Origin of the sequence: Galbibacter orientalis DSM 19592 (genome assembly GCF_000260115.1) — a bacterium.
Taxonomy (GTDB): domain Bacteria; phylum Bacteroidota; class Bacteroidia; order Flavobacteriales; family Flavobacteriaceae; genus Galbibacter; species Galbibacter orientalis.
This window is the reverse complement of the sequence record NZ_JH651379.1, coordinates 510,496-525,118: the sequence shown is the minus strand read 5'-3', so window position 1 is coordinate 525,118 and position 14,623 is coordinate 510,496. Positions and strand designations below refer to the sequence as shown.

The following is a 14,623-nucleotide window of genomic DNA, read 5'->3' as shown; positions in this document are numbered from 1 at the left end:
GAAAAATAGTAACCCTGTAAATAGTAAATTATGAGCAAAGAGAATTATGAAACTAAGTTTAGTTTATTAAAAAGCATACCATTGGAAGAGGTAAAGAGAATAAACATGCCAGTAGATAGTTATTTGCAAGAGGCGGAGGACTTATATGTTTGGGCGCAAGAAGATAAAAGAGCGTTGGAAGCTGTGGGCTTGAATTGGATAATTTATATGGAAGATTTACCAGTTCGAGCAGGAGCACTTAGACATGCACAATCTCTTTGGGTAAGCGAGCGCTATGGAAGAGAGGAAGCACGCAAGGAATGGGACTTACGGTCGCCAGACGCTTATGCCTTAAGAGAAGAGTTGTTAAATGCTTTTCGGTTTGCTTTTAGAGAACGAGAAGACCTATTAAGTCGTACCCAAGAGATTAGCGCGGGCTTTGGACATGCAGATATGATTCAGGATTTAAGTGATCTAGCTTCTTTAGGGAATAAAAACCCTCAGGAATTAGAGAAAATTATGTTTGATATGGAACAGTTAACTACCGCCGAAACTACCGCAGCTACTATGGCAGATTTACTTGCTAGAGCTAATGAAACTAGGACAGATAATAGTGCAGAAAAGTTAGTTAGAGACCAAGCATATACGCATTTATACAATGCAGTTGCAGAGGTTAGAGAAACGGGGAGGTATGTGTTTAGAAATAAGCCTACCAGAAGAAAGGGCTATATAAGTAATTATAAGAAGAGAATGAGAGCCTAATTAGTATTTCCTGCACTACCTAATATGCTTCCCGACTGCTGGGAAGCATTGCAGGGCTGCGGGGAAAGCTCCCCGAGGGTGCAGGAAGGCTAATTATCCCTGCGGGAAGGGTGACAATGTGTGCAGGAGACCACAAAAGCTCCTCGGGAACGGTAACTACCCCGGTAGGAGCTTCTTTTTTTACGGAGGAACGATTTTTCTAAATGAAGGATTTAGGTTTTGGAGGTTTTACGTTTATTTTCTATACATATAAATATTATGCTTATCCTAACGCAACCAAAAAGAAATAGGTTGTATATGTACGTTTAATTTACGTACTGTATTTTGTGAAGTACGTAAAATGAACGTACATTTGTATAAAAGAATGTGATGGCAACAGAAAAAAAAAATACTAAAAACGCAAGATTTGATACTCGTCTTCCTAAAGAACAAAAATTATTTTTTGAGAGAGCAGCTAGATTAGGAGGTTATAGAAATTTAACTGATTTTGTAGTTATAGCAGTTCAAGAAAAGGCTAAAGAGATAATATCGGAAAGAGAACGGGTAGTTGCTTCTCAAAAAGATAGTGAACTGTTTTTTGAAGCTGTATTAAATCCTAAAACACCAAACAAAGATCTTTCTAAAGCTGCGGATGAATTTAAAGCTCTTTTCACTTGATGAGTCAATTATCAGAACCTTTAAATTCTAAACATAAAAAATCTGAGTTTTCTTGTGGAAAGGAAATGTTAGACACTTACATTCAAAAACAAGCAAATCAAGATGTTAAAAGAAAGCTTTCTGTTTGTTTTGTAATTAACGAAATAGAAACCAATCTAATTAAAGGTTATTATACGTTGTCAAATACTAGCGTTTCTTCAGATTTTATTCCAAATCAAATACGGAATAAACTACCAAAGGCTTATAATTCAATCCCTGCAACTTTACTTGGAAGGCTAGCAATTGACAATAGATTTCAAGGGCAAGGAATTGGGAAGTATCTATTAATAGATGCCTTAAAGAGAAGTTACGAAATATCTAAAACTATTGCATCGTTTGCTGTGGTTGTTGACCCAATTGACCAAGATGCGGAAAATTTTTATAACAAGTATGGTTTTATAAAACTTCCAGATAGTGGAAAAATGTTTTTACCAATGAAAACGATTAGCCAATTATTTGAATAAAATACAAAGACAGATAAATTTGGTATACAAAAAGTAGTTTTCTTAAACACTAATTTTATTAAAATTAAAAAATGACCAAACGTACCAAATTATTTCTATTTTATTTCCTACTTCTTTTGGTTTCATGTTACCTTTTTTTATCAGGAGTACTTAATTTAAGTCGTACTTTTTTAGGATTGGAAGTTCCAATAGGGAGTTTGTTGGCATGGAGTATTCTTATTTTTTTACCAACCGTAATTTTCTACGGAAATAAGAGTATTTATAATCCAGTTAGGAAGTTTCATTTTTATTACCGTAATATTCTCTACTTCATTATAGCATTAGCCGTTTTATGGTTGTTTATTGGTTATGGATTTGCTGGAAATTGGCAGTTTAATTTTAAAGAGCAAGAGGCATTTGTAGGGAGTAGTAGAGCCGCCGCTTGTTTTTTGTATTTAACTATTGGAATTGTGGTGGTACCAGTACTTACAGGAATTGCCTTACGGATTCATACTATTGTAATTGGAATTTTAAATCCTTCATAGAGGGTTTTATTCCCAAAGCTTCCTGAGTTTGCCACGAGGTAGTTAATTAATAGAAACACCTTTACCTTTTCTTTAAGTAAAAATTTGTTTTAAAAGGATTTAATTTATCCTCACTCTATAATAGACATAATTTGTTTTATACTTCAAATCCGACTACTTTTAACCTTAACGATTGGCTTAAGAGTAGGCTGCTGTTTTTGTAGTTTGACTAAAAACCTTTTTTATTATAGAAATTAAATATGACTATATTTTCTTATCATCTAATCGAATTGCCTTTTTTAATGGCGATAAAGGGAATGTTCTCAAATCCAATTTCTAAGAAAACTAAAGGACTAATTCATTCGGAAAATATGACTGTAATGACTTTGGGATCACCAATTTTATCTCCATCCAGAATATTAATTGGGCAGGTAGCAATATTTGCACAATGGGAAAATGAAATTGCTTTAGATGAATATTTAGAAAAAACCAATTTTGGTAGACGGCTAGTGAAAGGTTGGTACGTACGTTTAGCTTTTATAAGACAATGGGGCAAGTTTACAGAGTTCAAAATACCTGAACATAAAGGAGAATTAGAAAAAAATATTTCTCCAGTAGTTGCTGTTACTATTGCTAGAATGAAACCTCTTGAAGTTCCAAGATTTATTCAATGGGGAAGACCAGTAGAAAAATTGGTTCGAGACCACTCAGGAACAACTCTTTCATTGGCATCTTATGGCTTTCCAAATATTGTATCAACATTTTCTATTTGGAAAACTGAAAAAGAAATGACCGACATGGCTCACGGTCATGCTGAGGTTCCTAAGCCCAAGAGGCACATAAAAGCGATGAAAGAAAGAGAACGAAAAAATTTTCATTTTGAGTTTGCAACTTTAAGATTTAGACCAATTGGAGAATTTGGTACGTGGAAAGGTCAAAAGAATTTTATTCCCAGTTTCTAAAATAAATCAAAATGGGAATAGCACATAAAAAACAAAATTTTCAAGATTGGATTACTCAGCAGTGGGTTATTTGTTTTGGTAGAAGAATCTATAAAGAAGAAAATGAATGGCTTATCGGTTCTTTTGGCAATACAAATGGTATTGGTTTGAAATTTGTTAACCAACTGGCAGAGAAAGAACAATTGATAATTGATAAGGGCAAAAAAAGCAAAGGTTTAATCGACTCCATCAATCAACTTAATTTATCTAAAGGCGACTTAAATTTCCTTTCTAAGGATGTAATTGATTTTTATGAAAATACAAGCAATTATGATTTTGAATTAAAAGTAAAGTGGAATCCTTTCTTTAAGGTCTGTGGAATATTGTTAAAACTTTTATTTAGTAATCGAATAGAACAATTAAACATTCCAATTAGAAATATAAAGGAATCAAAAGCATTAGAAAGTGAAATAATACAATTACTAGATGCTAATACAGGAAAAGTTAAGCGTACAATTTGGCTAAGGAGATACAAAGCAACTGGCCAAGTAGTGTATTCGGGCGTTTATAAAACTTGTAAAATACCTTCAGGGCAAACTTGTATAAAAGCTGTTTTTCCATTGCCAAATGGAAATGCTACTGTTATTTTGTGTCCTCATGTTGGTAAGAATGGAGAACTAATTCTAGATTCATCAGGAAAAAAATTTGGAGATAGTGGTTTTTATTTTTTGTTAAACGATTCAAAGGGGTATTTATGGGCAAAATTTATTAAAGCATTTAAAGACAAGTTAGTTGCTAGCCCAAAAAATGAAAGGATTTTTGTTGAACAGACATTAACCTTATGGGGTTTGAGAGTTTTGAAATTTGAATACAATATAAAAAAACTATAAACTTTCTGTTTGTTACAAATCTCTGTGCTTTTTAGTGGTGTTTAATTTGAGTTACACTGAACTTCCTTTCCAATTATAAACATAATACCTTAATTTTATACCATGGCACAGATATTAAACATAGCAGCTCTTCAAACAACGTTGATTTGGGAGAATCCTGAAGCAAATAGAGCGTTACTTCAAGATAAAATTAAGCTTGTAAATGAGGAAACTGATGTACTATTTCTTCCTGAAATGTTTACTTCTGGATTTACTATGAATGCAAGTTTGGTAGCAGAATCAATGAAGGGAGATTCTATAGAATGGCTGAAAAATCTTGCATCAGAGAAAAATATGGCAATTGGAGGGAGTCTAGTTATTGTAGAGAACGGTAATTTTTATAATCGTTTTGTATTTGTAACGCCTAATGGAAGTGTTGAGTATTATGATAAGCGACATACATTTACCTTGGCTGGAGAGCATGAAGTGTATGCTTCTGGAGAAAAAAAGGTAATTATAAATTATAAAGACTGGAAGATTTGTCCGCAAATATGTTACGATTTGCGTTTTCCTGTGTGGGCAAGAAATGTAGAAGATTATGATGTGCTTGTATATGTAGCAAATTGGCCTAAAAAGAGAATAAAAGCTTGGGATGTTTTATTGCAAGCCCGTGCTATTGAGAACATGAGTTATTGCATTGGGGTAAACCGAATAGCATTGGATGGAAATGGCTACGAATATACAGGGCACTCTGCAGTGTATACCCCCCTTGGGGAGGAGTTAATCCATACAAAAAGTGACGAAACTATCTATGCAACCCTGCATAAAAACGAAATTGATACGTACCGAAACGGACTTAAATTTTTAAATGATAGAGATCAGTTTACTGTAAAGTAAAAGTCTGCTCTATTTCCCAATTGGCTCTTAATTCTACCGATTCTGGATAGTAACTAATTCGTTCTGGTTGAATTTTTTGTAAGTAGTTTCCTGTGTCCCATCTTCCATTCCCATTACTATCGTGAATTACACGAATTAGATAGGTGGCTGGATCGATGTTTCTAAACTCATAAGAAGCTTTTTGTTCTTCAATAAACATTTCTTGTTTAACAACCCCGCTATTGTCTGTTAGTTGAAGAATAATAGGGTATTGGTCTACATTTTTTAAATTCACACGTAAACTTCCTAAATCTGCTAGGTCTTTTGTGGAAACTGAATAATTTAAAGTATCGTTTACCTCTCCATAAAAATCTGTAATAGCACCTGGCAGCATAGTAACTCTGTATTTCTGACCTACATCTGAATCCCATTTTAGATTGAAAATATTATTTTTTTCATCTAAAATAGAAGTAAAATCAACATTGGTAGAGTCTTTATCTAACACCTTAATAAGCTCCTTATTGTAGGTTTCCATTGGGGTGGAGGTATGAATTTTTAAAGTATCGTTTATACTAAACCCTTTATTTAATTGCGCCACTACAAGGGTGTCTGCATACATTTCTTTTATACGTACGGTAAAAGTGTCAATTGTTTTGGTGTTTCGTACTTCAAAAACTAAAGAATCGGTTTCAAAAGGTGTGAAAAAGTAGTTAAGAGTATCTTTTTCAAGATCTGGAAATGTACGGTATGAATAATCTTCGGGTTTATCGGATAAGAGTTTTATTTCCATCCCTTTTGGATTTCCTTCATATCCAAAGTAAATTTTATTTTTTGCAATTAAAGAAGGTCTTGCAGCTTTAAATTCTGGGACCTCTTTAAAAAGGTTGAGTCCGTAAATTGAATCGCTTGGAATTTCAATAAAATGGTCAATATATCCTATTTTATCTTTTTTTGGGTCAAATTTGTAGTTTCCAGCCTCGTCTTTTAATGCAATAAGTCTGTAGGTTCCTTCTTTTAGATTTGTAAGTCTATAATTTGTAGAACTGTCCAGCGTATTGGTAATATAATTTGGTGGTTTTTGGTAAATTACAGAGTCGGTATATGCAGAATCTACTTCATAAAGCATTACCGAAATAAAAGAATCTGGCTTTTTTTGTACCGCATCAATAACAAACCCTTCAAGCTCTAGAGAATCAATATAGGAGCCTGTGGAAAATACATAGTTAAAGTATGAATATGGATTTGCTTCATTATTATCCACCACACTTTGTCCAAAGTTAAAAACATAGGTGGTGTTTTCTGTTAGGGTGTCTTGAATTTCAATTTCCAAGTATTTACTAGCGCCAGATTGCGGATAAATGTATGGAGTGTTTTTTAATGGAGGCGAGACAATAAGCTGCTTTTGTAAGTCTTTTAATTTGATATATTCATCAAAATTAATTCTGATTTTTTCAGCAGAAAAATTTGTAGTGTAGTTTTCTGGACTAGAAGAAGTTATTCTTGGAGGATCTAAATCCTTCGGACCACCTTCTGGGGTACCTCTTCTAGCGCAGTTTATTAAACTGAATAATAGTGTAAAAAATAGAATATAACTTAAAAGATTCTTAGTTTTCATCAAGCCCAATTAAAGCTGCAAATTAACGATTATTTTTAGTAACGTTGAAATTAAGATGTAATTGCAATAGTGATAATACTAAATTTTATATTTAATTCTTTAGGGAAAGCACGTACGCAACTTTCTAATGTAGCTCCAGTAGTAATAACATCGTCTACAATTAAAATATGTTTATTATTTAAAGGAATGTTTTTGTTATATAAAAACTGATTCCCAATGCTCAATGCTCGTTGATTTCTATTTTTTGAAGTATGCGTTTTTGAGTATTTAACATTACTAACAATTTCTTCTGAATAAATAGCATCTATACAATTGGCAATTTCAATTCCAAAGTTGCTCACTTGATTATATCCACGCTCTTTTAATTTTTTTTTATGAAGCGGAACAGGAATTACATAATCAATATTTTTAAATCTATTGGAAACCAATATTTCATGTCCTACCCATTTCCCGAACATCGTTCCGATTTCTTGATGTCCTTTATATTTTAGATGATGAATAAGTTGTTTACTGATACCTTTTTTGTAATATCGTATAAATGAGGCGGCATTTTCAATTTTTATACGACCATATAAAAATTTTTCGGTAAGATTATCGTTCTCATTAATAAATTGAGTAAGTGGTAATTGGTGTCGGCATGAAACACAAAGCACAGCATCGTTGAAGCCTATAATTTCGGAACACCCTAAACAAGTGTTGGGAAAAAATAAATTTTGAAGATCATTTAGTATCTTTACGCCCTTAATCAATTATGATAGTTGTAGTTATATTCAAATCTAACTAATTTAAATGAGTGCTCAAAAAAAGCAGTTTGGACAAAAAATAATATTAGGAGTTTTACTATTGTGTATTGCAGCACTTACAGGGTTTTCTTATTTCAATTATGTTGAAAGTGAGGAGAAAGTTTCCTTTTTAGAGAATGCAAAAGGAATGATAGTGGAAGATTTAGAGAGTATTGAAAATGATTTGAATACCTTGGCTAAAGAAAATGAGAGTCATATTAAAGAGATTGATTATAGCAGGAGGCGGATAGCCATGCTAAAAGACTCCATTAAGTTATTGGAAGTAGATTACCAAATTTTGGGACGCTACAGAAGAGAATTAGCAGAAATAAGAAAAGAAAATAAATACCTTCATCAAGTTGCAGACTCTATAAAGCAACAAAATTTCTTGCTTTCAAAAGAAATAGACAGTACCAAATTACGATATATAGAACTGGAGCGTTATTCTAATGCACTTAAAAGTGCTAACGAGAATTTAACACAATTTACCGATTCTTTAATCAATGAAAACATTGAGCTTTCCAAACAAATAGATAAAGATCCAGCTTTAAAGGTTTCGGCTTTAGTGGGAATTGCCTATAAAGCAAGAAGCAATGGAAAAGTAATTGAGACAAACAGAGCGAATAGGGCAGAACGACTTCGGGCATGTTTTAATATAGCACCAGGAACCCTTTTACAACCTGGCGAAAGAATTTTTTATGTACAGTTTATAGATCCTAAAAATCAGATTCTAGGAAGTAGAGCAGCAGTTACATATAAAAATAAGAAACTTATATACAGTAAAAAGATTGTTGTAGACTATGAAAATAAGCCTATGGGAATCTGTGATTATATCATTGTTAAAGACCTCGAAATGGAAGGCGATTACCGAGTGAATGTGTTTTACAAAGAAAATTTACTGGCTTCTACAGTTTTTAAGCTGAAATAAAATTCTAATTCTCCTAAAAAGTATATTTTTGCGTCATGGCAAATCAAGACGATCAATTTAAGAAAGTAATATCTCATGCTAAGGAGTATGGGTATATTTTTCCTTCAAGTGAAATATATGACGGATTAAGTGCAGTATACGATTATGCACAAAATGGGGTAGAACTCAAGAAAAATATTCGAGAGTACTGGTGGAAAGCAATGGTGCAAATGCATGATAATATTGTAGGAATAGATGCTTCTATTTTAATGCATCCTACAACATGGAAGGCGTCTGGACACGTAGATGCTTTTAACGACCCGTTAATAGATAATAAAGATTCCAAAAAAAGATACCGCGCCGATGTTTTGGTGGAAGATTATGTAGCCAAAATAGAAGCTAAAGTTGAAAAGGAAATTGCAAAGGCTGAAAAACGCTTTGGAGATTCTTTTGATAAGGAACAATTTGTGGCTACCAATCCGCGGGTAGTAAAATATAATGAAGAGGCACAAGCAATTTTAAAACGCCTTGGACAATCTTTAGAAAAAGAAGATTTAGTAGATGTAAAAGCACTTATTGAAGAGCTTGGAATTGCAGACCCAGAAACTGGAAGTAAGAATTGGACAGAAGTAAAACAATTTAACTTGATGTTTGGGACTAAACTTGGGGCTTCTGCTGAGTCGGCTATGGATTTATACTTACGACCAGAAACGGCACAAGGAATTTTTGTAAACTTCTTAAACGTTCAAAAAACTGGACGAATGAAGATTCCTTTTGGAATTGCGCAAACAGGAAAGGCTTTCCGTAACGAAATAGTGGCGCGTCAGTTTATTTTCCGTATGCGTGAGTTTGAACAAATGGAGATGCAATTTTTTATCAAGCCAGGAACACAAAAAGAATGGTATGATTACTGGAAAGAAACCCGTTTGAAATGGCATATGTCTTTAGGAATGGGAGAAGAGAACTACCGTTTCCACGACCATGAGAAATTAGCGCATTATGCAGATGCAGCTTCAGATATTGAGTTTAGATTTCCATTTGGATTTAAAGAATTGGAAGGAATTCATTCTCGTACAGATTTCGATTTGGCGCAGCATGAAAAATTCAGCAATAAAAAATTACAATACTTCGATCCAGAAGAAAATAAAAGTTATGTACCCTATGTATTAGAAACTTCTATTGGTTTAGATAGAATGTTTTTAGCAGTATTCTCGAACTCTTTGGTAGAAGAAGAATTGGAGAATGGATCTACAAGAACAGTTTTAAAATTACCATCGGTATTGGCGCCTACAAAAGTGGCAATATTACCATTGGTTAAAAAGGATGGATTGCCAGAAGTTGCAAAAGAAATATTTGAAGATCTTAAATGGGATTTCAATGTAACTTATGATGAGAAGGATGCTGTAGGAAGACGCTACCGTCGTCAAGATGCTGCGGGAACTCCATTTTGTGTTACTGTAGATCATGATACTTTGGAAAACAACACGGTTACTATTAGACACCGAGATACCATGGAGCAAAAACGTGTTAAAATAGAAGAGCTTCGAGGTATTGTAGCTCAGGAAGTAGACATAAGAAATTGGTTATTGAAGACTAAATAAATTTTAAATAGACTATTTATTTTATAACATTTAACTCCAAATGTCAGTCTGAGCTTGTTGAAGACAGTTCGCACCTAAGAACATATAAGCTTCGACAAGCTCAGTTTGACATTCTCAATTAAAGTAGTAGTGAGTGTGTAGAGCTGTTCTTGAGAATGATTTCACCTCCTTTAGTTTTGCCACAGAAATCAGTTTGATAGCTACAAATTGTTTTTATAGATGATATGTTAACTTCAAACTTCCGTAATAATTAATGGGTAATCCAGGGTAATAATATCTTGGAGCTGCGTTTCCAAATCCTACAGCATTTATTAAAATTGAGGAAGCGTATTTTTCGTTAAACACATTGTTTATTCCACCACTAATTTCTGCACTAAATTTATCAGAAAGTATAGCCTTATAACCTCCTTTTAGATTGATTAAATTATAAGCATCACTAGATAAAGAGTTTTCGTCGTTCATGGGCATAGCTCCAACATGCTGGTAGGTAGTAGTAAAATAAATTCCCTTGATATGCTTTAATTGAAAACCACCATTAATCAAATTTTTTGGAACTCCTGTAAGGTCATTCCCTGAATAATCGTTGCTGTTATCTATAAAATCTTCAAATTTATGATGATTAAAAGTTGCATTTATATAGGGCTGAAGCGTAATTGTTTTTGAGAGATTAGTTAGATAGTTTAAAGAGAATTCAACGCCTTTGTGAGAAGTTTTACCTGCATTTCTTCCTATATATTGATCTTCTCCTGTACGGTTGGCAACCAATAAATTCTTAACATCCATATAATAAAAAGCAGCTTTGAATTTTAGGGTTTTATTGAAAAAGTAATTCTCTGTTCCTATCTCATAATTAATTCCAGTTTCAGGTCCGATATCTTCGTTTATAACGCCTTCTGGTGTTAATGTTTCTTCAAGGTTAGGAAAGGAAAAGCCGTAACTTATATTGGTAAATAGCTGATTATTCTCTGAGAAATGATAGTTTAAATTTAAACTAGGAGCCCAGATGTCATCAAAGTCTCGTTTTGCATTTTTGTTAGCAGTTCCTTCATTATAATAATCTCTAAAATTATAAGCAGTAGTATTGTAATTAAGCCCAACTTCTACCACAAGTTTTTTAAAATACATACTAAAAGTCCCGAAGGCATTTAGCCGATTTCTGTATTCCTTGTTGTCGCTTAAAACGTTTCCTTCCAAGCTTCCTTGGTTATTATTTTGTTCGTATAAGTTTTCTATTGTAGCCCAGTTATAAGTGTCTGCATACAACTCAGCGCCAGCCGAAAATTTGTTTTTAAAAGGGAGTGTAGTTATGCTTCCGTTGAAAAGAGTTCTAAAACCATAGCTGTTTGTAAATTCATCTAAAATATTAAAAGGACGAGGTTCATAATGATCCAAGTAAGAATAAAAAACAGTAGTTGTATTTGTAAAATTAGCAGAGAAATTGTGTTGAAAAGAAAGTCCTAGGGTGGTTAATTTATTGTCTTCATAGCCTTGTGCTTCTTTCCAATTATTGGCAGCTCTTTTGGGGTCTTCTTCAAAATCGGTAGCATTGATAGAGCTGGCAATTTGCGCATTGTAATCGAGTTGATTAATTAAGATTTTTAAGCTGTTATTGTCGTTAAAATTATACCCCATATCTAAAAGGATATTATTTCTTTTATAGTTGCTATTTTCCCGATATCCATCGGTTTCCAAATGGTCAGAGAGGATATTTAGATAAAATTTATCATCTCGATAACCTGCCTGAAAACTATTTTTTAAGAGTCCGAATGAGCCAGTTGTAAAGCGGTTTGAAAAAGTAGTTTTATGGTTCTCAGGAAGTTTTGTTTGGAATAAAAGAGCGCCTCCTAAGTTAGTACCATAAATAGTTGCTTTTGGACCTTTTATAATTTTAATATGTTCAAGACTTTCAGGATCATAGATATTAAAAGATGTTTCTCCTACTCCACTGGTAATTGGAATTCCATTAAAGTATGCTTGGATTTTATTGGTTCCATAAGGAGTTCTAGCACCCATTCCTCTTACGGTAAGTCGGTTTGTATTTAGAGCACCAGAAAAAACATGAACACTTGGTGTTTCGTTTAAAACGGTGGTAATTTCTGTTGGAGCATACCGTTCAATATCTTGACTGCTAATTGCGTCGATAGGGAGGATAAGCGAATTGTTTTGAACTCGTTTGGACTCTAAAATAACTTCTGTTAAAGTATCGTTTTTCTTTTCTTGACCAATTATAATATTTATAAAAATCAGAAAAAGTAGGGTGGTTTTTTTCATGATGTAAAAATATGGATTTGAAATTTTGTAATAAACTGGATGAATCAAAATCTATCAAGAAAATTATGCTTTAAACTTTTCGGTACTTACTTCTATGTTTATATTAAATATTATTTGTTGACCGATAAAAGCAGACAGCGTTTATTGCATTCCAAATATATCAAGGGTTAATAGAGGTTTTTAAAATAGCCCCCACCTTTGCTATTAAGAAAAATGAATAAAAAGAGGAGTTTAGTAATGATGTTTCTTTAAACTACTCATTTTGTAATAGTTAAAATTTAGTCTTTGTTCTTTTCTTTTACAGCGAAGCAGTCTTGTATTTTTACTCGGACATTAATGATTAAATATCCTTATTTTAGCTTTTTTATCATTAATGTCATTTATTTTTTTAAATGAAGGGGAAAGTTTAAATGACTTTATTATACAATAATAAAATATACAAATGAAAATTATCTCTTATAACGTAAACGGAATACGTGCAGCAATTAAAAAAGGTTTTTTAGAGTGGTTGCAATCTGCAAACCCAGATGTAATTTGTTTGCAGGAAATTAAAGCTAATAAAGAACAAATTGACTTATCGGTTTTTGAAGAAGCAGGATATCCTTATCATTATTGGTATAGTGCACAAAAAAAAGGATATAGTGGGGTGGCTATTTTATCCAAAACACAACCCAATAACGTTACTTACGGAACAGGAATTGATTATATGGATTTTGAAGGTAGGAATATTCGAGCCGATTTTGATACATGTTCAGTAATGAGTTTGTATTTGCCATCTGGAACCAATATTGAGCGTTTGGAGCATAAGCTGAAGTATATGGACGATTTTCAAACGTATATTAATGCTTTGAAAAATGAAGTTCCAAACTTGGTTGTTTGTGGAGATTATAATATTTGTCATGAAGCTATAGATATCCACGATCCTATTAGAAATGCTAAAGTCTCTGGGTTTCTTCCGGTAGAGCGTGAGTGGATTGGAAACTTTATAGATAGCGGTTTTATAGATAGTTTCCGTCATTTTAATAAGGAACCAGATAATTACAGTTGGTGGAGTTACCGAGCAAATGCACGGAATAATAATAAAGGATGGCGAATAGATTACAATATGGTAGCCAAACCATTACAAGAAAAATTGAAAAGAGCCGTTATATTACCAGAAGCTAAGCATAGCGACCATTGTCCTATTTTAGTGGAGATTGAGGATTGAGCTTTTCAATTGAAAGAGAATACTATTGTTTAAAATAAATACTTTCAAAAGCATATAATGATAAAAAAGATTTTTATAGGATTTCTATTTTTAGGACTTGTTACTTCTTGTGTGTCCTCAAAAGTTTACAACGATCTGCAAAGTAAGTACAATGCGTTAAAAGATCAGAAAGACGATTTTGAAACCGAAAATCAAGAATTAAAGTCGGCTAACAATCGTTTAGAAAACGATTTAGACCAGCTTCAAAAGCAATATGATGATGCAGTTGCAGAACGCAATCAGTTAAGGCAAGATTATGAAGCGGCAAAAAATAATCTTGCAAATTTAGAAGAATCGTATAAGGCATTAGAAACAAATAGTAGTGCTGCTATTGCTGCAAATTCAGAAAAAAACAGAGAGCTATTAAAGCAGTTAGAAGAGAAGGAAAAGGCGTTGGCTGCTGAAAATGCTCGGTTAGAAACTCTGAAGCAACAATTAGAAGCCCGTTCTCAAAGAGTAGCAGAATTGGAAGGGTTGATTGCTGCAAAAGATGCCGCTATGAAGAATTTAAAAGATGCTATTTCTCGTGCATTATTAGATTTTGAAGGAAAAGGATTAACGGTGGAGCAACGAGATGGAAAAGTATATGTTTCCATGGAGAATAAATTATTGTTTCAAAGCGGAAGCTGGGCAGTAAATGCAAACGGACGCAAAGCTGTACAGCAATTAGGAACAGTTTTAGCGCAAAACCCAGATATTAATGTGCTTATTGAAGGACATACCGATAATGTACCTTATGGAGGTAATGGTGCTTTGAAGGATAATTGGGATTTATCTACCAAAAGAGCTACTTCTATAGTGCAGATTTTAGAAGAAAATAAGCAGATTGATCCTTCAAATTTAACAGCGGCGGGACGTGGAGAATTCCTACCTGTTGCAAGTAACGAAACTACAGAAGGGAAAGCTAGAAACCGTAGAATAGAGGTTATTTTAACGCCAAAATTAGATGAGGTTTCTAAATTACTTAATGATATTTAATTCCTCAAAGCGAATTTAATTACCTAGAGCCTGTTCTGATTTTATGTAAGGATTTTGCATTGAAATGAGTTAGGTTTGTTTCCTTTTAATACCCATGAGATTACCCCTAGCTAGTAGAGAACAAGCAATTACT

The 14,623-nt window shown here is 33.2% G+C and carries 14 protein-coding genes; 11 read left to right on the top strand and 3 right to left on the bottom strand.

Annotated features, from left to right (window positions below; genetic code table 11):
- Positions 1-30 precede the first annotated feature (30 nt).
- The 7 genes from JOOMADRAFT_RS02475 to JOOMADRAFT_RS02445 all read left to right on the top strand — a co-directional run bounded on the left by JOOMADRAFT_RS02475 (position 31) and on the right by JOOMADRAFT_RS02445 (position 5,111).
- Positions 31-741, top strand: coding sequence for a hypothetical protein (locus JOOMADRAFT_RS02475; protein ID WP_008611105.1), 711 nt, complete (start codon positions 31-33; stop codon positions 739-741).
- Between the two features lie 369 nt (positions 742-1,110).
- Positions 1,111-1,398: a type II toxin-antitoxin system TacA family antitoxin gene (locus tag JOOMADRAFT_RS02470; RefSeq protein WP_008611104.1), complete on the top strand. Its 288-nt coding sequence runs from the start codon at positions 1,111-1,113 to the stop codon at positions 1,396-1,398.
- Complete coding sequence (locus tag JOOMADRAFT_RS02465) at positions 1,398-1,901, top strand: GNAT family N-acetyltransferase (protein ID WP_008611103.1); 504 nt, start codon at positions 1,398-1,400, stop codon at positions 1,899-1,901. Before JOOMADRAFT_RS02470 ends, JOOMADRAFT_RS02465 begins: the two co-directional genes overlap by 1 nt.
- Positions 1,902-1,972: 71 nt before the next feature.
- Positions 1,973-2,425 carry a hypothetical protein gene (locus JOOMADRAFT_RS02460; protein ID WP_008611102.1) on the top strand — a complete coding sequence of 151 codons (453 nt, stop codon included), beginning with the start codon at positions 1,973-1,975 and terminating at the stop codon, positions 2,423-2,425.
- 239 nt (positions 2,426-2,664) lie between these two features.
- On the top strand, positions 2,665-3,366 hold the full coding sequence (locus tag JOOMADRAFT_RS02455) for a hypothetical protein (RefSeq protein WP_008611101.1): 702 nt from the start codon (positions 2,665-2,667) through the stop codon (positions 3,364-3,366).
- Between the two features lie 11 nt (positions 3,367-3,377).
- Positions 3,378-4,235: a hypothetical protein gene (locus JOOMADRAFT_RS02450; RefSeq protein ID WP_008611099.1), complete on the top strand. Its 858-nt coding sequence runs from the start codon at positions 3,378-3,380 to the stop codon at positions 4,233-4,235.
- Positions 4,236-4,337: 102 nt separating this feature from the next.
- Positions 4,338-5,111 carry an amidohydrolase gene (locus tag JOOMADRAFT_RS02445; RefSeq protein WP_008611098.1) on the top strand — a complete coding sequence of 258 codons (774 nt, stop codon included), beginning with the start codon at positions 4,338-4,340 and terminating at the stop codon, positions 5,109-5,111.
- Here JOOMADRAFT_RS02445 and JOOMADRAFT_RS02440 read toward each other — a convergent pair.
- Positions 5,098-6,705, bottom strand: a complete 1,608-nt coding sequence (locus tag JOOMADRAFT_RS02440) for an Ig-like domain-containing protein (protein ID WP_008611097.1) — start codon at positions 6,703-6,705, stop codon at positions 5,098-5,100. The genes JOOMADRAFT_RS02445 and JOOMADRAFT_RS02440 overlap by 14 nt on opposite strands.
- 50 nt (positions 6,706-6,755) lie before the next feature.
- Complete coding sequence (locus tag JOOMADRAFT_RS02435) at positions 6,756-7,454, bottom strand: ComF family protein (protein ID WP_008611096.1); 699 nt, start codon at positions 7,452-7,454, stop codon at positions 6,756-6,758.
- A 40-nt stretch (positions 7,455-7,494) separates the two neighbouring features.
- Here JOOMADRAFT_RS02435 and JOOMADRAFT_RS02430 point away from each other — a divergent pair, with 40 nt between their 5' ends.
- Positions 7,495-8,415 carry a hypothetical protein gene (locus JOOMADRAFT_RS02430; protein WP_008611095.1) on the top strand — a complete coding sequence of 307 codons (921 nt, stop codon included), beginning with the start codon at positions 7,495-7,497 and terminating at the stop codon, positions 8,413-8,415.
- A 35-nt stretch (positions 8,416-8,450) separates the two neighbouring features.
- Complete coding sequence (locus JOOMADRAFT_RS02425) at positions 8,451-9,995, top strand: glycine--tRNA ligase (protein ID WP_008611092.1); 1,545 nt, start codon at positions 8,451-8,453, stop codon at positions 9,993-9,995.
- 213 nt (positions 9,996-10,208) lie between these two features.
- On the opposite strand, the gene JOOMADRAFT_RS02420 is transcribed toward JOOMADRAFT_RS02425, so the two are convergent.
- Positions 10,209-12,266 carry a TonB-dependent receptor family protein gene (locus tag JOOMADRAFT_RS02420; protein ID WP_040879484.1) on the bottom strand — a complete coding sequence of 686 codons (2,058 nt, stop codon included), beginning with the start codon at positions 12,264-12,266 and terminating at the stop codon, positions 10,209-10,211.
- Between the two features lie 442 nt (positions 12,267-12,708).
- Here JOOMADRAFT_RS02420 and JOOMADRAFT_RS02415 point away from each other — a divergent pair, with 442 nt between their 5' ends.
- Positions 12,709-13,473, top strand: coding sequence for an exodeoxyribonuclease III (locus JOOMADRAFT_RS02415; protein ID WP_008611086.1), 765 nt, complete (start codon positions 12,709-12,711; stop codon positions 13,471-13,473).
- A 57-nt stretch (positions 13,474-13,530) separates the two neighbouring features.
- On the top strand, positions 13,531-14,490 hold the full coding sequence (locus JOOMADRAFT_RS02410) for an OmpA family protein (RefSeq protein ID WP_008611085.1): 960 nt from the start codon (positions 13,531-13,533) through the stop codon (positions 14,488-14,490).
- The last annotated feature ends 133 nt before the right edge of the window (positions 14,491-14,623 follow it).

Coding starts and splice junctions, on each gene's coding strand:
- JOOMADRAFT_RS02445 (WP_008611098.1), top strand. CDS start 4,338: ATGGCACAGATATTAAACATAGCAGCTCTTCAAACAACGTTGATTTGG.
- JOOMADRAFT_RS02460 (WP_008611102.1), top strand. CDS start 1,973: ATGACCAAACGTACCAAATTATTTCTATTTTATTTCCTACTTCTTTTG.
- JOOMADRAFT_RS02470 (WP_008611104.1), top strand. CDS start 1,111: ATGGCAACAGAAAAAAAAAATACTAAAAACGCAAGATTTGATACTCGT.
- JOOMADRAFT_RS02425 (WP_008611092.1), top strand. CDS start 8,451: ATGGCAAATCAAGACGATCAATTTAAGAAAGTAATATCTCATGCTAAG.
- JOOMADRAFT_RS02410 (WP_008611085.1), top strand. CDS start 13,531: ATGATAAAAAAGATTTTTATAGGATTTCTATTTTTAGGACTTGTTACT.
- JOOMADRAFT_RS02420 (WP_040879484.1), bottom strand. CDS start 12,266: ATGAAAAAAACCACCCTACTTTTTCTGATTTTTATAAATATTATAATT.
- JOOMADRAFT_RS02450 (WP_008611099.1), top strand. CDS start 3,378: ATGGGAATAGCACATAAAAAACAAAATTTTCAAGATTGGATTACTCAG.
- JOOMADRAFT_RS02465 (WP_008611103.1), top strand. CDS start 1,398: ATGAGTCAATTATCAGAACCTTTAAATTCTAAACATAAAAAATCTGAG.
- JOOMADRAFT_RS02415 (WP_008611086.1), top strand. CDS start 12,709: ATGAAAATTATCTCTTATAACGTAAACGGAATACGTGCAGCAATTAAA.
- JOOMADRAFT_RS02475 (WP_008611105.1), top strand. CDS start 31: ATGAGCAAAGAGAATTATGAAACTAAGTTTAGTTTATTAAAAAGCATA.
- JOOMADRAFT_RS02455 (WP_008611101.1), top strand. CDS start 2,665: ATGACTATATTTTCTTATCATCTAATCGAATTGCCTTTTTTAATGGCG.
- JOOMADRAFT_RS02430 (WP_008611095.1), top strand. CDS start 7,495: ATGAGTGCTCAAAAAAAGCAGTTTGGACAAAAAATAATATTAGGAGTT.
- JOOMADRAFT_RS02440 (WP_008611097.1), bottom strand. CDS start 6,705: ATGAAAACTAAGAATCTTTTAAGTTATATTCTATTTTTTACACTATTA.